Annotated in this window: 17 protein-coding genes; 7 read left to right on the top strand and 10 right to left on the bottom strand. The window is 59.6% G+C overall.

What is annotated here, in order from left to right; genetic code table 11:
- Positions 1-100 precede the first annotated feature (100 nt).
- The gene (locus I6L49_RS04430; RefSeq protein WP_216950695.1) at positions 101-1147 is read left to right on the top strand and encodes a diguanylate cyclase; all 1047 of its coding nucleotides are present in this window, start codon (positions 101-103) and stop codon (positions 1145-1147) included.
- A 44-nt stretch (positions 1148-1191) separates the two neighbouring features.
- Here I6L49_RS04430 and I6L49_RS04425 read toward each other — a convergent pair whose 3' ends face one another.
- From I6L49_RS04425 to I6L49_RS04410, 4 genes are read right to left on the bottom strand one after another with little or no spacing between them, the layout of a single operon-like run.
- Positions 1192-2328 carry a glycosyltransferase family 4 protein gene (locus I6L49_RS04425; RefSeq protein WP_216950694.1) on the bottom strand — a complete coding sequence of 379 codons (1137 nt, stop codon included), beginning with the start codon at positions 2326-2328 and terminating at the stop codon, positions 1192-1194.
- Positions 2329-2340: 12 nt separating this feature from the next.
- Positions 2341-3612 carry a glycosyltransferase family 4 protein gene (locus tag I6L49_RS04420; RefSeq protein ID WP_216950693.1) on the bottom strand — a complete coding sequence of 424 codons (1272 nt, stop codon included), beginning with the start codon at positions 3610-3612 and terminating at the stop codon, positions 2341-2343.
- Entirely contained in the window at positions 3609-5015 is a 1407-nt protein-coding gene (locus tag I6L49_RS04415) for an O-antigen ligase family protein (protein WP_216950692.1), read from the bottom strand. Before I6L49_RS04415 ends, I6L49_RS04420 begins: the two co-directional genes overlap by 4 nt.
- A complete protein-coding gene (locus I6L49_RS04410; RefSeq protein ID WP_216950691.1) occupies positions 5003-6322 on the bottom strand; it encodes a lipopolysaccharide biosynthesis protein in 1320 nt (439 codons plus the stop codon). The genes I6L49_RS04415 and I6L49_RS04410 overlap by 13 nt, the downstream gene beginning before the upstream one ends.
- Positions 6323-6621: 299 nt before the next feature.
- Here I6L49_RS04410 and I6L49_RS04405 point away from each other — a divergent pair, with 299 nt between their 5' ends.
- From I6L49_RS04405 to I6L49_RS04390, 4 genes are read left to right on the top strand one after another with little or no spacing between them, the layout of a single operon-like run.
- Positions 6622-7377, top strand: a complete 756-nt coding sequence (locus I6L49_RS04405) for an acyltransferase (protein ID WP_216950690.1) — start codon at positions 6622-6624, stop codon at positions 7375-7377.
- Positions 7374-8573 (top strand): glycosyltransferase, encoded by a 1200-nt coding sequence (locus I6L49_RS04400; RefSeq protein WP_157160896.1) that lies wholly within the window; start codon positions 7374-7376, stop codon positions 8571-8573. The genes I6L49_RS04405 and I6L49_RS04400 overlap by 4 nt, the downstream gene beginning before the upstream one ends.
- A complete protein-coding gene (locus I6L49_RS04395; protein WP_216950689.1) occupies positions 8570-11110 on the top strand; it encodes a hypothetical protein in 2541 nt (846 codons plus the stop codon). The genes I6L49_RS04400 and I6L49_RS04395 overlap by 4 nt, the downstream gene beginning before the upstream one ends.
- Positions 11111-11121: 11 nt before the next feature.
- Entirely contained in the window at positions 11122-11598 is a 477-nt protein-coding gene (locus tag I6L49_RS04390) for a hypothetical protein (RefSeq protein WP_216950688.1), read from the top strand.
- On the opposite strand, the gene I6L49_RS04385 is transcribed toward I6L49_RS04390, so the two are convergent.
- Together I6L49_RS04385 and I6L49_RS04380 are read right to left on the bottom strand one after the other, a co-directional pair.
- Positions 11576-12022 (bottom strand): hypothetical protein, encoded by a 447-nt coding sequence (locus I6L49_RS04385; RefSeq protein ID WP_088869109.1) that lies wholly within the window; start codon positions 12020-12022, stop codon positions 11576-11578. The genes I6L49_RS04390 and I6L49_RS04385 overlap by 23 nt on opposite strands.
- Entirely contained in the window at positions 12009-12776 is a 768-nt protein-coding gene (locus I6L49_RS04380; protein ID WP_088869110.1) for a hypothetical protein, read from the bottom strand. The genes I6L49_RS04385 and I6L49_RS04380 overlap by 14 nt, the downstream gene beginning before the upstream one ends.
- Before the next feature lie 168 nt (positions 12777-12944).
- Here I6L49_RS04380 and I6L49_RS04375 point away from each other — a divergent pair, with 168 nt between their 5' ends.
- Positions 12945-13790 (top strand): DUF1194 domain-containing protein, encoded by an 846-nt coding sequence (locus I6L49_RS04375; RefSeq protein ID WP_216950687.1) that lies wholly within the window; start codon positions 12945-12947, stop codon positions 13788-13790.
- 458 nt (positions 13791-14248) lie between these two features.
- Here the strand turns inward: I6L49_RS04375 and I6L49_RS04370 are convergent, their stop codons facing one another.
- The 4 genes from I6L49_RS04370 to I6L49_RS04355 form a co-directional block, all read right to left on the bottom strand.
- Complete coding sequence (locus I6L49_RS04370) at positions 14249-15097, bottom strand: hypothetical protein (RefSeq protein ID WP_216950686.1); 849 nt, start codon at positions 15095-15097, stop codon at positions 14249-14251.
- Positions 15098-15250: 153 nt separating this feature from the next.
- Entirely contained in the window at positions 15251-15979 is a 729-nt protein-coding gene (locus I6L49_RS04365; RefSeq protein WP_216950685.1) for a hypothetical protein, read from the bottom strand.
- A gap of 61 nt (positions 15980-16040) precedes the next feature.
- Positions 16041-16843 (bottom strand): IS5 family transposase gene (locus I6L49_RS04360; RefSeq protein WP_216949514.1). Its coding sequence is split into 2 segments (ribosomal slippage): positions 16041-16516 and positions 16516-16843, totalling 804 coding nucleotides; the frame shifts between segments, so codons are not numbered across the junction.
- Positions 16844-17182: 339 nt separating this feature from the next.
- Entirely contained in the window at positions 17183-18598 is a 1416-nt protein-coding gene (locus I6L49_RS04355; protein WP_021230256.1) for a GNVR domain-containing protein, read from the bottom strand.
- A gap of 157 nt (positions 18599-18755) precedes the next feature.
- Between I6L49_RS04355 and I6L49_RS04350 the strand changes: the two genes are divergently transcribed.
- Positions 18756-19871 carry a glycosyltransferase gene (locus tag I6L49_RS04350; protein WP_088869115.1) on the top strand — a complete coding sequence of 372 codons (1116 nt, stop codon included), beginning with the start codon at positions 18756-18758 and terminating at the stop codon, positions 19869-19871.
- Positions 19872-19892: the final 21 nt, after the last annotated feature.

The following is a 19892-nucleotide window of genomic DNA, read 5'->3' as shown; positions in this document are numbered from 1 at the left end:
ACGAGAAAAATCAAAATAGATAGCCAATTAAAATGACATAATTGACTATAGTTCAATCGAACGTTTGAAAAACGTGACCACTTCACATGGGCCCAGCGCAATGACCACTGAACGGGAACAGTTGATCCGCTCACTGTTTGATGAGTACATCGAGATGTATTCATCACGGGATGATCGGCTCACCACGCGGTTTAGCGACAATTTCAGCGGTTTTGCCGGCAGCAGTGATGTTCTGGTTACCGATAGGGATGAGTGGATCCGGATAACCCGCCGCGATTTTGCCCAGATCCCGGGAAGGATCCGCCTGGAAATACTCGATGTGACCCTGCAAGATCTGGCCGCTGATGTGGTGGCGGTCACCGCCTTCTTTCATATCCATCTACCGAAATCAGAACCTATCCTCTCCCGCAGAACCGCCAGACTGGTATTGATTTTTCGACACGAAGCCATGGCGTGGAAAATTGCTCACAGCAGTATCTCCATCCCTTACAGTGCGGCTCGGGAAAGCGAAATTTACCCGATGACCAGTCTGGAGGAGCGCCAACATGAGCTGGAGCTCATTATCGATGTCAGAACCAAGGAGCTGGCGGAAGCGAACCGGAAACTGGAAGCGCTCAGCAATACCGACGGGCTCACCAACATCGGCAACCGTCGTCTGTTCGACAACTCATTGAACCAGGCCTGGGAGCACTGTATTCAGACAGAGATGCCGATTGCGCTCATCATGCTCGACATCGATCATTTCAAGCAGTTCAACGACCTATATGGCCACGTTGCCGGTGACGAGTGCCTTCGATTGCTGGCCCATACCCTGGCGCAATCCGGGCGCCGCTCGGGGGAGTTGGTGGCCCGCTACGGCGGAGAGGAATTTGTCATCCTGTTGCCACATGTCGAGCGTCAATCCGCCTATGAAATTGCCCAACATATCCAACGGCTGATTTTTGCACTGGCGCAGCCACACGCACAAAATGCCACCGGTCTGGTGACAGTTAGCATGGGTGTTGCCTGCCTCAGACCATCGAGTCACTGGCAGCCATCTGAACTGGTCAAACTGGCTGATGCTGCGCTCTACACCGCCAAATCATCCGGCCGTAACTGCATCAGAGTGGCGGAGTCACCCAGCCTCCCGCAACCAGTCTGCCCATAAGTCCCTCATGCGCCCCCATCCTCCCCACGGGGAACCACTGCGCGCTAACCATGCACGGCAAGGCTCAACGCATCCCATCGCAACATACCTTCCCACTGATCCAGTGTGCTTTGATAGGTATCCGCCGCGTTGTAATGGACCATGGCATGCAGGCGGGCATGATGGCCAAGTCGCTTGACCACGTCGGGCATGGCATTGAGGCTGGCCAGCACCCGCGCCAGATCGCCGGGATCGTTTGGCTGATATTTGCAGCAATTCACGTCATCGGTGAGGTGTCGATCCCACCAGGCGCCATCGGCCGGGATCACTACGCATAATCCTGCCGCCATGGCCTCCAGAATGGAGAGACCAAACGGTTCCTGATGACTGGTGGAGACAAAAATGCCGCATCGAGATCGGATCTCGTCAAGATTGGCGGGGTTGGCATACCAGTGCGTGTCTGGCAGCTGTGGCTGAGGCTGGCTGCAGGGTTGCAGCGTGCCCTTGGGCTGCAGATAGCACACCATCAGCTCGGGGCGAGCGTCAGGGATCAGTTGATGGGCGGCCAGCATGGTCTCCAGCCCCTTCCAGCGCAACAACGAAGCCGCCCACAAAATACGAGGCCCCCCCAGAGTCGCTTTGGGCCAATCAATCTCGCTCAAACCATTGGTAAATGGCTGCCAGTGTGACGGGAACTCGGTCTCGCCAAGCCTGGCCAGCAATGCCGCCAGGGAGCTGCGGGTTGATTCGAGATAAAACACAAAACTCGCCCGTTGCAAGGCCCTGGCAGAGAGGCCCGAGCACCCCACAGGGCCATGGATCAGCTGAACCACCCGGCACCGCAACCAGCGGGCAGCCCAGTAACAGCAGAGATCCACCCCCGGCCCGGACGCCGCCACCAGGCACTTCACCTGCCCCAGACGCAACACCAGCCAGAGGATCAGCAGGGTCTGCCACCCCTGTTTAAGCAGATAACCGATGCCGGACTCCCGCCCCTTCAATATGTGGGGCAACCAAAGAGGATGATGCTGACAACGGGACCAGGAGTCGGGATCCTGGGTCAACACATGGCATGTGAGCCCGGGCATCCGTTTGGCCAACTCATCGAGCAGCACTTCGGTCGCAACCTTGGAGCCACCGCGAAACGGGATAGGATCCACAACGATGACCTTTCCGAACACCGGCTCAGTTTGCATGCTCATCTTGCTGCTCCCTTACTCTGGCACCTTGCGGCGGCCAAACCCCAGTTGCACTTTTTGCGCCACTTTGGCCATCCCACTCGCCAGCATATCGCGCCCTCTGGCAAGGAGTCGTTGCCCCGCCCAATGAATGAGTGGTCGGAAGGGTGTGGGGGCCGTTGAGTGCCAACGACCAGCCCGCGCGGCGTCCCACACCGCCGTGACGCCATCGATATAGCGCGCCACCGTGAACAACTGTGCGGCACGCAACTGAGCGGCCCGCCCCATTTCACATCGGCGCTGCGGATTGCTCAATTGCCGCCAGTGATCAGCCATCTCGGCCCAATCCCCCGGGGTTGCCAGCAAGCCGGTCACCCCCTCCTCCACCACTTCGGGGATGCCGCCCACCCGATAGGCACTGACCGGGAGCCCCAACATGCCCGCCTCCGCCAACGTCAGACCAAACACCTCCTCACGGGCTCCAGAGACCAGCAGATCCACCCCGCCCCGCAAGATAGCGGCACTGTCCGGCCGCTCACCGAGAAAGTGGACACGCTCGGCCACCCCGAGCTCGACAGCCAACGCCATCAGTGCTTCCCGCTCCGGGCCGCTGCCAATGATCAGCAACTGGGCCTCCTCCCCCGATGCCATCAGGGCAGCCAGCGAGCGGATCAGCAGATCAATCCCTTTGCGTTTGATCAGGGAGCCGACGGTTGCGATGATCATATCCCCCGGGGGCAAGCCCAGCATGCCGACGACCGGCCAGTGAGCACCGCCATTCAGGCGAGCGGCATCCACCCCGTTGGGTACCCGGATCAACCGCTCGGCCGCGCAGCCATCCTGGCGCCAACCGGTCAACACCGGCTCGCTCACCCCGATCAGCACGCTGGCCTGATGGACCCGCAGGCTGAACCTGTCTCTGGGCTGGTAACGGGCATGGAGGTGGCACACCAGCGGCACCTGCAACGCCCGACAGACCCCCGCCAGCCACTGACAAGGAGCCGCGCTGTTGGCGTGCACCAGCCCAATCTGCCGCTCGGTGATGAGCTCTCTGGCTCTCCAGGAGAGGCGCCGATGGGCAGCAAGATCAAAACGGGGCGCCTGCCATCCCAGCAGCAGGCTGAAGGGCTCGACCATGGTTTCTACCCCGAGGGTGGCCGCCTCTGCCGCCAGCGTTGGGCTATTGCACCAGAGCAACGGCGTAAACCGGCTGCGATCGAGGTGGGCCAGCAGATCCAGCAGGCAGCGTTCGCTGCCGCGGATCCAGTCCTCTCCGTAGTGAACCAGCAAAACAGGGGTTGCGTTCATCCTCTTGCTCCCTTTGGTGGCACTGCCGGCAACCGGGTTGCCTCCTGATGATCCTCAGAGGTGGCCTTCACCTCAGTGGCCGCCTGCTGCACGTACTTGATGGCGGCGACGGCCAGCGCCAATTCCAGATAGATGGGCCAGGTAAAGCCCTGGGTCAGGAAGGATCCCGAAATCACAAACCCCACCATGCTGGCCATCACCCCCTGCATCGCCGTGATCACTGCAGGAGGCATGCCAGCAAGCTGGCAACGCCAGCAACTGCGCAGGGTCACCGCCACCATGCCGATAAACAGCGCCAGCCCGACAAAGCCGGTTTCAGCCAGCACCCCGAACCAGGTGGAGTGCACCGCATGATTGAGTCCATCCCAATGGGGGCTGTAGAAGAAGTAGTTGTAATAGAAATTGGACAAGCCCACCCCCACCAGCGGATGGCCCAGAGCCATGCCCCAGGCCGCTTGCCAGGCGTAGATCCGCCCCATGGCCGAAGCATCGACACCGCTCTCGGCGGCGCCGCCAGATGCCCGGTCGCTGATCCCGGCAGCGGCAAACAGCACCACCAGCGCGACCATCCCCAGCGAGATCAACAGGGTTTTCGACTTCACCCGCTGCCAGGCAAACAGGCCACCAACGGCGCAGATACCCAGCAGACCACCGCGGCTCTGGGTGGCGATAATTGCGGCGGCGGTCAGCGCAAAGCCAAGCCCCCCCAGCAAACGCCCCCCCACCCCATTGCCCTGATTGAGCAGCAAGCTCAATGAAAAGCCGGCAGGAAAGAGCAGCACCAGCGCCAGATCGTTGGGATCCCCCAGCACAGAGCCCAGCTCGCGCCCTATGGTCACCCGGGTGCCCTCCACCAGCCCGATCCCGCTCGCCTTGTTGTAGAGGGCCACCAGCGCCACCAGACAGCCCGCTACCACGAAGGTACGTACCGCCAGCGCAAAATCCCCCGGAGTGCGCACCAGCCAGGCGGTGGCCAGGGTCATCAGATAGATCTTGCTGTAGCTGCCGGTCCAGGTGGCGATCGCCTCGCCCCGGTTGCTGGCAAACAGCACACCGATGGAGACCATCACAAAGAAGGCCGTCAGCCAGCTCAGGGCTGGACTCCAGTAGGGCTTGATCCGACCGGTCAGCAAAATGTGCCAGACCAGCGCACCGATGGCGGCCAGCGAGAAGAGCAGCGGGATCTTGAGGGGATAGAGCTGGGGGAACACCTCATGCAGCCGAAAGAAGGAGAAAGTGACAAACCCCAGCACCATCAAGAAGGGCCAGCGCAGGGCAAACCAGATGGCGGGAATGGCAAGGCCGAGCACCGGCAGCAGCAAGGGATGGGGCAGCCGCCACCAGAGCAGTGCCAGCACCAGACAGATGGCGCTTGCCCAGATGGCTGGCGTTAGACGAGCCATGATCCTGCCCACCATTGGCCGAGCCAGACCATCGCCAGCGCCCCGAGGGAACTGGCCCAGAGGGTCGAGAGGCGATACGGCAGCGGCAGCAACCGCTGGCTCACCAGATAAAAGGCCAGCGCCCGCACCAGATAGACCAGCAGTAGGGTCCAGATCACCCCGGCGACCCCGAAGGGGGGGATGGCGAGCAGAAAGCCTGCTACCCCAAGGGCGCTGCAGCCCAGATTGATCACCATCTGGGCATTGCTCTTCTCGCCGCTAAAGCAGCCGACATTGAGCAAGTCCGAAACATTGCGCACCGCCATACCCAGCACCAGCAGCGGAATATAGGCGATCGCTCCATGATAGCTCTCCGGAGTCAGCCAGCGAATAAGCAAGGGGGCGGTAAGCCCGACAATCCCCGCAGTAACAAACCCCAGTACCGACCCCATCACGCTGTAGTGGGCATTGAGCCGCAGTCCATCCGGCTCGCGCAGCAGCATGAAACGGCGGGGATACCACCAGAGAGCAAAGGGTTGCAGCAACAGCCCCACCGCCAGCGCCAGCTTGCCCGCCACCGCGTAGTAGGCAAGCAGCGCCTCCCCCACCACATCGGCCAGCAGCCAGCGATCCAGTCCGCTCAGGGCAAAACCTGCCAGCCCGCTCACCACCAGGGGCAATCCATAGCGCAGCAGCGGCCGATAGTGCTGCCAGTCAAAGCGGATCCCGCTATCTCGCCACTGCCAGAGGCTCAGCAGCAGCGCCAGTGCAACGCAGGTCAGAGTGCCGGAGGCCAGCACCCCGCTCACGCCCCAGCCGAGCCAGAGCCACCAGCCGGTCAGCACCGACTGGATCACCGCCTTGCCTGCGGTCGCCACGAAAAAGAGCCGCGCCTGATTGCGCATCCGCAGCCATGCCAGTGGCACGCCGATCACCCCTTCAAACGGCAGGGCGCAAAGCACCCAGCGCACATCCGCAAGGCGGGTTTCCACCGGCAGCCAGGCTTGCACCACAGGTGCCAGCAGCCAGAGCAGCACCAGACTGGCCAGGGCGATCAGCCAGACCAGACCAAACATGCGGGCCACTACCTGCTGGCGCTCCTGCTCATCTTTCGCCAATCCGGCAAAGCGGTAGAGGGCATCCACCAGCCCGAAGCCAAGGATCAGGGAGCCCAGATTGATGAGGGTCAACAGCACCTCCAGCTGGCCGTATTCACGAGGCAGCAGCTGATGGGTCAGCACCGGCAGCATCAGCAGGGAGATCCCCTTCATCAGGAGCAAGCCGCCGGCGTAGTAGAGCACGGCAATCTGGTTCACACCAAGTTTCATAGGGCCTCCCAGCCACCCGAAGCATCTCGCTTCGGGTCAGCTACCGCTTATGCAAAGCCCACGCCACTCACTCCCGCCCAGAGACGATAGCTTCTCTGTGCGGTTTAACCGGCCTAAGCAAGCCCAGAATGAGACTGGCATTTGCGTTTTGCACAACGCTGGCTGCAAATTGCACCGACCGGCGCAATTTGCCCCTCCTCTTAGCCCCATTTGGCCCGATCACACTGGGGTCGTCCTGTTGGCCCGATCCCTGCTTTCTGCATAGCGAGCAACGGACTGCACCAGAGGGAGAGGTCGCCATGAACACCATCAACCTGCACCGGATGAAAAGCTGGGCCAAACAGGGGGAAACGCCACTGGCTCGCCGGGTATGGCGACTGGCCAAAAGTGCCCGCCACTGGTCATTCCCCGTGATCCCTCCCCTGCACCGGCTGCTTTATCGGCTCTATCTGCTCGGCAGCAACGCGCTGGCGACCCTGACCCGCACTCTTTGGTGGACCCCCTTGTTTCAATCTCGCCTGACGGCCCCCGCTCCGCGCCTCTATCTCTATGGCGGCATCCCCTATATCAGCGGTCCAGTCACCATCGAAATTGGTGCCGACTGCCGCCTCAGCGCCGCCATGACCATCAGCGGCCGCGCATCGAGCCAGACACCAAGGCTGGTCATTGGCCGCAATGTCGGGATTGGCTGGCAAACCACCCTGGCGGTGGGCAGCAAGATAGTGCTGGGGGATAACGTCCGGATTGCAGGGCGTGCCTTTCTGGCGGGCTACCCGGGGCACCCGGTCAACGCCCGCGACCGCGCTCTTGGCAAACCGGATCGCGATGAACAGGTGGGGGCCATTGTGCTGGAGCAGGATGTCTGGCTCGGCACCGGGGTGATGGTGATGGCCGGTGTCACCATAGGCGCCGGTACCATTGTCGCCGCTGGCAGCGTCGTCACCCGGGATCTGCCCGCAGGTGTGCTGGCAGCGGGTGTACCGGCCAGCGTACTGCGCACCTTGCAGCCACAGGATCACAGCGACCCCGCACACGCTTCGGAGACCTTTGCATGAAACCACACTCACTGCCGCAACTGGTGGTATTGGGAGAGGATTGGGGCCAGCACCCCTCCAGCACCCAACACCTGATCAAGCGTCTGTTGCCCGATTATCAAGTGCTCTGGGTCAACTCCATCGGCATGCGCTGTCCCCGCTTTACCCTTCATGATCTCACCCGCATCGTCCGCAAACTGGGGGCCGTGCTGCGCGGCGCGCGCCATGCTGGCGGCCAGTCGGTTGCGCCATCAGAGGTCAGCAGCCCCCGGGTGCTGCCGCCGCTCGCCTTGCCACTGCCGGGCAGTCGTCTGGCGGGCAAGATCAATGGCCACTGGTTGGCGGCGCAGATCCGGCGTCAGCTGCCCGAGCTGGATCGCCCCCTGCTCTGGATCTCCCTGCCCAGCGCCGTCGATCTGATTGGCAAGCTCGAAGAGCGGGCGGTCATCTACTACTGCGGCGATGACTTCTCGGCGCTGGCGGGGGTGGATCATCAAGCCATTGCCCACTGCGAAGCCCGACTGGTGGAAAAAGCGGATCTCATTCTGGCCGCCAGCCCCGCGCTGGCCAGCCGCTTTCCCCCTCATAAAACCCGGCTCCTCAGCCACGGCGTGGATCTCGAGCTGTTTATGCCCCCCAGAGAGCGTCCGGCGGATCTCCCCTCCGGCCGCCCCATTGCCGGATTTTACGGCAGCCTGAGCGACTGGATTGATATCCCCCTGCTGGCAGAGACGGCGGCCGCCCTGCCCCATTGGGATCTGGTGCTGATTGGCCCGGTCCAGACCGATATCTCCCCCCTCAAGGGGCTCCCCAATATCCATCTGCTGGGGCCCCGTCCCCACCACACGCTGGCAGCCTATGCCCAGCACTGGCAGGTGAGCCTGCTGCCCTTTGTCGACAACGCCCAGATCCGTGCCTGCAATCCATTGAAATTGCGCGAATATCTGGCCGCAGGGCGCCCCATCGTCAGCACCGATTTTCCGGCCCTCGATGGCTATCGGGATCAGATCCAGCTCCCCCACGATGGGGAGAGCCTGGCCCAGGCCATCAACCGGGCCGCCTTTGATCAATCCAATCCAGGATGGTTTCAGGAGAGTGGCTGGGAGGGGCTCACCCGCAGCGAAGGGCGCCACACTCGCCAGCAGCAGGTGGCCCTGCAAAGCTGGGATCACAAGGCTGCCGAGCTGAACAACTGGCTAAAGGGGCTGGCCGGATGAGCAGAGGGCTCTGGCTGGTTATCCTGCTCTGCTGCCATGCAGCAATGGCCATCACCCGGCTGGAGCGGCTGACCCCGCTGCCCATGTCAGGTAACCAGACACCCCAGCGGCTCGATCTGAGCCCCCACAGCTGGCCAATAGGCAGCGATGATGAACTGGTGATCGAGGGCCATAACCCCAGCGCCCACCCGCAAACCCTGATCCTGCGTATCGACGACGAGGCCTCGGTCAACTACCGCAGCCGGGTCAATCTGGAGCGGATTGTCGCCCCCGGCCCCTTCACCCTGCGCTTTGCCTTGAGTGAGTGGCGCACCAGCCAGCCCAGAGCGCTGGCGCTGGACAAACTCACCAAGCTCTATCTCTTTATGGCCGATAACGCCCCCTCAATGACCATTCACCGCTGGTACTGGGAACCCGGTCTGACCCTGCCTGCGGGCACCATTGCGCTGGATCTGGGGGCGGCGGCTGCGCCCCGCTTTACCGGCTTTGAGCCCCTGAGCCCGGGGGATCCCCGGCTGATTGGCCACCCCACCCCCATCTTGCGTCCCTCCGGCGATGCCCTTGTGCGCGATGGGCTGCGCAATCTCGACGGGGTGCGGCTGGACCTGGCCAAAGGACGCTACCAGCTCACCCTCTGGCTGGATGACCCAGGTGAATGGGAGTACCTGCCCCACCCCTTCGAGCGCAGCGTGCTGGTCAATGGCGAGCCCATCTGGGCCGAGCAGTGGCAACCGCAGGAGTGGCTAACGCAGCGCTATCTGGCGGGGCAATCTCGCGAGGCACTGCCAAATCCGGATCCCTGGCAGCTGTTCGGGGCACGACAGGGCGGCCCGGTTCATGTCACCCTGAACCACCCCGGCGGCCCGCTCACTATCACATTGGTGGGTCACTCACCGGATGCCAAATACCTGGCGGGGCTGCTGCTTGCCCCCTATCCGGCCAGCACCCGCAAAGAGGCTCTCCCGAATAGTGGAAAAGATCTCGCCGTATTGGCCGACGCTACCGCAAGCGTGCTGACCAAGCAGCGCCAGCTGTTTTTGGAAAAGTGGACTCTGGCCCCCTATTCCCCAACCCCAGCCCCAGCTTCGCAGCAGCTCAGCCTCACGCCGATTACGGATGCCGCCCCAACCCTGCAGATCGCCCCGGCATCTGCGGCCGATGCATTGCAGCAGGCTGCACAACCGGTGCTGGCCGCCCGTGGCAGCCAGCTGCTGCTGGAATTTGCCATCCACACCGCCACCGACGATCCGACCCCCTTGCTGGTGATCCAGCCCCCCGAGCAGGCAGGATCGCCGCTGGCGCTGACCCCCTATTACGGCAAGTGGCATCTGGTTCGCCCGCAGGCGAGCGGCACCCTGCTGGCTCCCTCGGATCAGGAGCTGGTCGAGGGGATCGCCGGGCTCACCCTGCTGGCAGACGCACCTCGGCGTCTGGTGCTGCAAATGACCGTCCCCAGAGACGCCCCGGCGGGGCGCTATCTGGGCAATATTCAGCTGCTCAGCCAACAGCAACTGGTGCAGCTGCCACTGACTATCGAGGTGCTGCCGCTGACCCTGCCCGCGGCCAGCAAGCCGGTCGGCATCTATGTCGAAGCGCCCCCCTATCTCAACTGGCTGAGCCCCAACCCCGAGGCGTTAAAAGAGCAGATCGCCGCGGCCAGTCGCTGCGACCTGCAGCGGCTCGCCAAGCTCGGGATCAGCGGCCTCTCGCCCGCCCTGCCACAAGATGAAGCGGGGATGAAGGAGATCATGGGAGAGGCGGCCGGGCTCGGCTTTGTGCCGCCCCTGCTGGCCTATACCCCGCTCAAACGCTGGGGGGGAGACCCTGCCAGCCAGCTTGAACAGTGGCAGGCGCGGCAACAGGGGCTGACCGCCAGCGGCTTGCCGCCGCTTGCATGGAGCCTGTTTGATGAGCCGGATCTTGCCACCTTGCCCGCCATCACCACCTTGGCGCGGGAGATGAAACGGCGGGATCCGGCGGTGATCCGCGCAGGCCACTTCAACCACCCGGGTCAGGTTGGTCTGCTGGCAGAGGTGGAGATTGCCCTGATCAACGCAGGTTTTGGCGCCGACAAGGCCGATGTGGCGCGGGTGCGCCAGAACAAGGTCACCCCCTGGTTTTACAATCTGGGTACTCCGAGAGCCGCCGGTTTTTATCTGTGGCAGAGCGGCGCCGAGGGCTATTTGCAGTGGCATGGCCGCATGCCCACCGCCCTGCCCTACGACCCCACCGACGGGCGGGAGAGCGACTTTATGCTGCTCGGCCCGCAAGCCTGCGAGGCGCACCGCCTCTCCCACAATCTGTTGCTGTTGCAGCAAGCCATCGAGGATCTGCGCTGGCTCGCCTGGCTGGAGCAGGAGGCCCGCTATCAGGTGGAGGCCGCCCTGCTGCTGGAGCGCCTGCGCGATCAGCTGCCGACCCGCTGGCAGGTGGCAGAGCAACTGCCCTCTGCCGCCTGGATCCAGTGGCGCCGCGAGATTGAACAACTGGCCAAGGGATTGAAAACATTGCAAACTGGTGCCAACTCATCCTCCTGAAGTGACTGCGTATGGCCAACCAGACTCCCCGCTCCACAGCCAACGACAGCGCCCTGCGCCGCCTGTTGCCCCTGATGCTGCCGCTGCTGATCCTCACCGGTTGCGCCCGTCAGGAGCCGGTCAATGAGACCCTGCCGATCCTCAACCAATTGCGGGAACAGCAGCTGGCCGAACAGCCCCAGCTGCAACTGCAGTACCAGCAAGCGGAGACACAACTGCCAGCGGATCAGGAGCAGCAGCTGCATCAGTTTTTAGGCCTCAAGGATCCGGCACGGATTGCGCTGATAAGCGGCCCAGGGCTGCAAACTGACATGCTGGAGAGTGCGCGGATGGCGAGCGTGCGGCTGACGGCCCTCACCCGCTTGCTGGGCTCTCGCGCCATTGAGCTGGAGCCCCGCTATGACCCCATGCTGGCCCCCAATACCTTGCTGATCCGCATTCTGCCAAACGGTGAATCGGGGTCTGTCACCCCAGCGGCGGCGCAATAAGGTCAATGCAAGAAGTCGGCAAAGCCACCCGATAGAGGGGATAAGGGGCCAGCCCCCACAATTTGCGCCAACCCTGGGTCAGACGGTAAGAGAGCAGCGGCGGGCTCTGGTGCAGCTCGCCTAAAAACATCACCCCCTGACTCATCCCTTCACCCGCCAGCGTCACTGACATCGCCTCGCTATCCGGCGCCACCAGCATGGCCTGCAGCAGACCATCACAGCGGGGATGGGCCAGCTGATAGCTGACATAGGTGCCGCCCAATACCGGCGTAGCCACCCGCAAGCGCCAGCCCATCTGGACCAGCTCCAGCAGCATCGGCTTGGCTCCCTCGTTAACTGCCCGGTTCTGATAACGCCAGCCCATGGCGGCAGCACTGAGCAGCGCCACCAGCAACAGCAACAGATATCCCCTAGATAGATGCATCACGGCGTCCCCGGATAAAGAGGATGGTCATCACCAACAACATGATGGCCCACTGGTAGAGCTGGGCCAGCGAGCCGGTATGCAGCCAGCCGTACCAGCGCAGATCCAGACTCATCAGCACCAACCGCAGCTGATTGGCCCCGATATAGAGCAGGCAAACCAGCAGCAACATGGGCCACTGCCGGTAGAGGGGCCGATCCGGCGCCAGCCAGCAGCAGGAGACCAGCCAGGAGAGCACCACCAGATAGAGTTGAGAAAACGAGGAGCACCCCTTGAGCACAATCAGCGCATGGCCTCCCAGCCGCTCGATGCGATTGCCATCAAGGCGAGTCTCCCAGCCCAGCAGCTGCAACCACTGGCCCACCCCCCAGGCGTCGAGGGCCAGCACAGGGCCGGAGAGCAGGGCAAACACCTGCTGCCCCCACAACACCGCCACGGTAAAGGCGAGCACAATCTGCAACACCGCACGCTCATCGCCACTTTGATGACGGTGCCATAGCGAGGCCACCAGCAGCAGACAGGCCAGCGCCTTGCAACTGGCGCTGGGGATCAGGATCAGCAGGATAAAGAGGGCGAGCGCCAGTGGATGCGGGCGCCAGCTCGGTGCAACCCGCGATGCAATTTGCCACCAGATAGCAATCAGCAACACCACCAGCAGGTTGAAGTGACCCATATTGAGCCATACCATGCCCCACTGATTGGCCAAACCAAGTAGTAGCCAGTTGGGTGCCCACTGCCAGGGACGGATCTCCATCGCAACTCCTGCCGGTTATCAGCGCTTTTGACCGCTGACGCAAGTTCTCGCAAGTTCCATGCCTGCCCGACCTCACCCGGATCAAGCCAAGTCAGAGGATTCGCCAAAGCTGGCACGCTTTATTCATTCCACCCTGCTGGCACTAGCGCCAGGGAGAAGGAGTGAGCAATGAAACTCAAACCGTTGGCAGGGCTGCTGGGGATGTTGTTGGTAACCTCCCCCGCATACGCCTTGACCGAAGTCGATACCGAACTGCAACTGCTGATGGATGTGTCGGGCAGTGTCAGTTCATCGGAATTCAATCTGCAATTACAGGGCTATGTGGACGCCTTTTACAGTCAGGATGTACAAAGCGCCATCCTCGATACCAGCGGCGGCAAGCTGGGGTCAATTGCGGTACAGATGATCATGTGGAGCGGCTCGACCCAGCAGAGCGTGATGACCGACTGGTTCCACCTCTACGACATGACCTCCATCAACAACTTCGCCGCCACCCTGGATGCCCTGGTGCGCCCCTATGCGGGGATGACGGCCCCCGGTTCGGCCATGGCCTTTGGTGCCCAGCAGTTTGATACCAACAACTACACCGCCGCCCGCCAGGTGATGGATGTGTCAGGTGACGGTATCCAGAACAACGGGCTGGATACCTCTACCGTGCGGGATCAACTGCTCGCCTCCGGCATCGATACCATCAACGGCATCACCATAGGTCAGGACTATGCCGATGGGGTGCTGCAAGAGTGGTATGTGGAGAACGTGGCGGGCGGTCAGGATGCGTTTGTGATCAATGCCACCACCTTCGCCGACTTTGGCAATGCGCTGGAGCTCAAACTGGCGGCCGAAATTGAAGGGGGCATTATTCCGGAAGGGGCACTGGCCGCCCCCATCGAGGAGATCCCGCTGGCCGCCCAGCTGCTGCTCGGTATGCCGCTACTGCTGGCCTGGCGCTATCAACGCCGTAACCAAGAACGCCTGCAGCCCGCCAACGGGCAACTGGCGCCCGCCATCGGCTGATTTATCACCCCGTGTGTCGCGATTAGGGAGCTATGGCTCCCTGATTTTTTGCCGTAACCATGGCTTTCGGCAGAGGCTGCACAACTTTTGGTTTGAATACCACCCGTATTCTGTCAGCTAACTCAGCACCGTAGGTTCGATTAGCGAAGCGTAATCGGACGTTCGCGGCCTTTCTTTTAACTCGCCAAAACGCTCATATGGCCACTTCTGCGCACCGACATTCACTCTCTAGCTGACACCGGTCGGGACGTACTTGCCACATTGGCGGGGAGTGTCACCGCGATCGTCCGATTACGCCTACCGGCTAATCGAACCTACGAGCTGCATGATGAATCCGGCATTTTTAGAGCGGGTTTTATTGGCCGGACTTGCCTGAATGGCTAATTAATGAGCACTCATGCGGATACCCTGGGTACCAATGGATCGCAGCGTAATTGGCGTCCAACTTTAGCACCGTGTTATGCATCCTCATCTTGACCATATCTTACGTCGGTCCAAGAACTAGTATCTACGCAAAGCGAATCTTCAATGCATTCGATTTCTTCTGGCGCATCAACAGGACTTGTCAGTTCACACACAAATGGGAATGACTGGCGCAGCACTACCCCATCTCCACGCCTTAGATCAGAATTTGACCCCCACTGAAGTTCACATCCAATCGAGCCATATCCCCGAAACTTGATAGACTCATAATTTATTTCATATATTTCTACCCTGTCTGTGTAAACTTCGTCGATGAAGTGGTGGGTGGCCAGCTCATCTATAGCAACGATTGTTTGTCTGAGCGTTTCATCTATTACAGCTGTATCAATATGTTCCCACAAACTGTCTATGAGCATTTTTCGGCAATCTCTAATAGTTGCCAAAAAACTATAGACTGACTCACTCGTTTCGTTTACCAAAGCATCAATATCTGCTTCAGGCAAATCAAACACTTTCGGTTCAATATGTGTAAATTTGCTCAAGCTATTGATAGCCCCTACTAAACGACTGTGAATGTCATCGACTTCAAGACCAAGAGTGTTTTCTACATATGAATTGTCAAGGCCACCTTGGACTGCGTAATATGCTCTTTGTTTTCTTGTGACTCCTTTATCTTTATTCGTTTCATTCTTATACCAAGGGCAAGAAATAACGTAATCATCAGGCGCTAGCCTATACAATACATGCCTAGTAAGTTCACGCATTGCATAAGAATAATTATTCAAGCGCAATGGATTTAATTTTTCAGTGAGGTTTTTTTGCGCCGCCAAAAATAAATTTCTCTCGAAGCCTTCACATAGTTCTTTTTCAATCTCAGTTATCATCTGTGTCCTTAAGAGCATAAAGCCGCCATTGTATGAAAAAGGTTTGGCTAAAATTAGCGATGAAGGAAGGCGTAGGTTCGATCAAAGAAGCGTGATCGTTCGATTGCGCCTACCGGCCAATCAAACCTCCTAGCTGTCTTCCGCAATGCTTTGTTATAAACCATTTTGCAACTCATTTTTTAATGCTTTAAGCAGTCCTGGAGCAGATTCCCTGACGAAAGCTATTTGAGCTTGTGAGAGGGGTTCGCCATGAACCGCATAGTTACACACTGATATAACCTCCATTACACCATGAAGAACATTCTTGGATATTTGCTCATAGTTTCTTAGTTCATTCAATAGCTTACCAACGGAGTATCTACGTCGATACTTTTCATCTACATCTGAATATTCTCGCAACAGATTTTCAAAAGACAATCTGATCTTGAACATTTCGACATGGACTGGATCAACGTCGTAATCACATACATCATCTTCTGAGGCGGCTTTAATGCCCATTTTATCCAGAGTACGTTGTATCTGTTCCGAGAGATCTGGTATCTCAGAATCTTTCGGCGGAACAGTACCAGACTGAAAATATATTTGATTACTGTTAGCATTCGATACTTCGATTGAAGACTTAATTTCAGTTTTGAGTATGGAAAGTTGATAGTTTACATCTTTCTTTAAATCATCTATTTGCTGTTTTAGTTTTATACCAAATAAATCCATTTCTTGGAATATTGGCGCAAGGCAAACCCCAATCCATATTACGAAAACGACAACGTCAAAGTAAGAAGGACTCCCCTCGATAATCTTCGAGTATCGCCCATAAAAATAGAATCCTAAGACAACAACGAGGATTCCCCACCAGACAGTTTTGAAGTTTTCAGAGTTCTTCATCTATAACCTGACATCCTTAAGTCTTATAACAATAATTAAATGGAAGGTTCTATTAGAGCCGCTAACAAAACCGTTCAACAAAGCGTAGGCAGATAACGGCGCAAGCCAGCGTCAACAAGGCGAGATGGATATCCAACCGTCGCTCGAAACGTATTCGTAGCTTCCCAAAGCCTGCTAGCCAACCATGAGTGCGTTCTACAACCCAGCGATGACAACCCAATCGCTCATTGCTATCGATGCCTCGCCGGGCAATACGAACCTTGATACCCCGTCGCCTCAGATAATCTCGACAACGGCGAAAATCATACCCTTTGTCTGCGTGTAGCTTGTCAGGTCGACATCGTGGTCGCCCTCTCTTACCTGCTAACGCCGGAAGTGCATCCAACAAGGGCTCAAACATTATCGAGTCATGGCGATTGGCGCCTGATACAAGCACTGCGAGCGGTATGCCCTGACGGTCCACCACTATGTGTCGTTTACTGCCCAGCTTGCCTCTGTCTGTCGGGTTACGTCCTGTTTCCTGGCCCCCCGGGGGCTGGCTACGCTCGCGCCATCGAGGCTTGTTCTACTCCAGTCGATGTGGCCAGCTTGATGTAGCTGGCTCAGGAGCGCCACGTGAAGTCGCTGCCAGATGCCTTGAGCTTGCCAATCACGTAGGCGACGCCAGCACGTCATTCCGCTGCCAAAACCCAAAGACTGGGGTAAGTCCTCCCACGGGATCCCGGTAGTAAGGACAAACAGAATACCGTTGAGAACGGCATAGTCATCGAGGCGTGGACGGCCACCCCGTGGCGAAGGCTGGTGAGGTGGCAGAAGTGGCTGCAAGGACTTCCATAGCTGGTTACTGATGATTTTTCGTGTCATGCCGGCTATGTGGGGACTGGTATCGTTCGAATCAACTTAGTTTTGTTAGCGGCTATTAATGTGTTAACAACACCTTTCATCTAACTTCCCCTTCAAATCGTCATCAAAACCAATAAATTATTGTAAAATCAATGCATTATCAACGCCTTGTGCCGGCTCCACTTGTACCACTGGGTAAAACTACCGTCAAGAAACGTAAGCAGAAAATGAAGCCTATATCCTCTTTTATTGGCTTGCCGCGATGTTTACTCCGCCATCCGTACAATATAAAAAAGGCCTTATCACAAGGCCTTTTCAGAAATATCCAGGTTCAGACTGGCAGCCCGCGGGTTGCGCCAATCAACCCGGCTCCGGTGACAAGGGCAACACCTGCCCATCCAGCGCATGATCACTATTGGATGGATAGTCCGGCACCGGCTCGCAGTAGGGAATGCGGCTTAGCACCGGCGCCTTGACCAGAGCGGCCAGTTGATCGGAGCGGCGCAAGCTGGCATCCGCCAGTTCGGCCACCAGTGCCAGACCGCAGCCGAGCCCCAGCCCGCCAACAATGCCCGCTAGCAGAAATAGCCAGAGCGGGTAGTTGCTCGGCTTGCTGGGGGCAAAGGGTTTGTCGATCACTTTGATCCGCTCCCCCTGCTCGAAGTTGCCCAGATCGCCGGTCACCTTGGCCTTCTCATAACGCAGCAACAAATCCTGATAGAGGGTGCGCTTGACCGCCAGATCCCGCTCCAGCTCGGCGAGCTGGCGTTCGGTATCGCCCTGGGAGTCGACCACCTTGTCCAGCCCATCCAGCTGGCTCTTCAAGCCAGCGGCGTTTTGCTCCGCCTCCGTCAGCTGCGTCTGGGCCAGCTGCCACTCGGGCCCGCGGGCCATATCCGGCTGGGATTTGAGCTGCTCAAACTCCTGCTGCAACTGGTCAATCTGATAGCGCAGACTCTGCACCTTGCTGTGCTCGTCGCTGTAGCGGGCTCGCAGCAACACCAGCTCGGTGCGCATCAGTTGCAGCTTCTCATCCAACTGGCGGGCCAGCTGGCTCTCCTGCCCCAGCGATAGCTGATCGACCCGGGCCTTGGCCTGCTGCAAGGTGATCAGGCTCTCGGCATAGCGCTCCTGCAAACCATAAAGACGGGCGACGTTGGTACTCTGCTGCTGGGGCAAGGCGCTGGCATGCTCCCGTTTGAAGTCGGCGAGCAGCTGCTCGGCCGCTTGCAGTTCGCTACGGCGGCTGTCGAGCTGGCTTTGCAGGAAACGTTCGGACGATTCCGCCGACTGGCGCCCCTTGCTGAGCAGGTTGAAGAAAAAGCGCCGCGAAATGGCTTCGAGCAAACCGGCGCTGTTGGCCGCCGAATCCGCCTTGACCTTTATCTCGATCACCTCATCGCCGATCAGCCGCAGCGAGACGGCACTCGAGAGCCAGTCCATGATGGCATCGCGCTGGGCTGGGGGGGTCTCGTCATTGACCAGACCGCGATCCCGCGCTACCCCATCCAGTACATAACGGCTGCGCAGCAGGGCTTCGAGCACCGCAAAGCGATCCTTGAGACTCTCCTGAGTGATCAGATCCTTGAGGGTCGGGGTCTGGTTGGCATCTTGCGGCACCATAAAGGTGGTGCGGCTCTCATACTCCTTGGGGGTGAGCAGACCGACCGTCACGCCCACCAGCGGCATCACCAGTACCGGGATCACCAGCAGATAGCGACGGCGCCAGGCGGCAAAGAGAATGATGTAGAGGTTGTAATAGAACTGAACAGGCATGGCATCACTCCCTGAGAAAAGCCCTCCCCCCGTACGATGCAAAGGCAGTGCCACCAGAGGAGCTGATCGCCTCTGTGGGCAGATCGCAAGAGTGGTACAAGATTCGCATTCTCCCGCTATCTGGGGTGTCACCCCTTCCCTTGCCGGAGCGCGAACCATGTTGTCATCAACCCCGTCGCACAAACCCCATCCCCGCGGGAGCGCCATCGTTCAAATAGTGCAGCACCTGCAGCCGGGCGGGCTGGAGACCATGGTGCTCAACCTCACGCAGGCGAGCCCGGCCGAGCAACCGGTGCATATCATCTCTCTCGAAGGGTGCAAAGGGGATGTGCTAAGGGCATGGCCCGCCCTGCATCCCTTCGCAGGCAATATTCACTGTCTGGAAAAGCCCGCTGGCTGGTCGCTTGCGACCCTCTGGCGGCTCACCCGACTGCTGCGCCAACTCAAGCCCATCGCGGTACATACCCACCATCTTGGGCCCATGCTCTATGGCGGGCTGGCCAGTCGCCTGGCCCAGGTGCCCACCCTGATCCACACAGAGCACGATGCCTGGTATCTCGATGATCCCCATCAGCGCACGCTGGCCCTGTGGGGGCTGCGCGCCTTCAAACCCATTCTGGTGGCCGATGCCGCGCCGGTAGCCAACCAGCTGCTGGCCAAGCTGGGCCAGCTGTCGCCAACCGTGATCCCCAACGGCATTGATGAGCGGCGCTTTGCCCCGGGCGCTGCCGCCCTCGCCCGTCAGGATATGGGGCTGCCACAAGGGGTCAGGTTGATTGGCTGCGCCGCCCGCCTTGAGTCGGTCAAGGGTCACACCTTGCTGCTGGAGGCGATCCGCACCCTGCCGGAAGAGGTGCATCTTGCGTTGGCAGGGGTCGGCAGTTTGCAAAATGCGTTGCAACAACAGTGTCAGCAGCTGGGGATCGCCCATCGGGTCCATTTTTTGGGGCTGGTCGAAAACATGCCGCGCTTCTATCAGGGGCTGGATCTCTTCTGCCTCCCCTCGCTGGCAGAGGGGATGCCGCTTTGCGTGCTGGAAGCGCAGGCCTGCGGGGTGCCGGTGGTGATGAGCGACGTGGGGGCGGCCAGAGAGATCGTCTGTCAGGCCAGCGGCCATATCCTGTCGGAGCGGGATCCCGGCCGCCTTGCCCAGCTTCTGGCACAAGGGTTGCTGCAGTGCCATAGCCTGCGTGCCGTCACCCGAGAGTTTGTGTGCCAGCAAAGCAGCTTGAGCCGGATGGCTCAGGCCTATCAGCAGCTTTACAGCCGCTGATCAAGCGACCCGATGACCAGA

The sequence above is a fragment of the Aeromonas sp. FDAARGOS 1419 genome (genome assembly GCF_019047045.1).
In the GTDB taxonomy this organism is placed as follows: Bacteria; Pseudomonadota; Gammaproteobacteria; order Enterobacterales; family Aeromonadaceae; genus Aeromonas; species Aeromonas veronii.
Note: the sequence above shows the minus strand (reverse complement) of the source record. Positions and strands in the feature narration are given on the sequence as shown.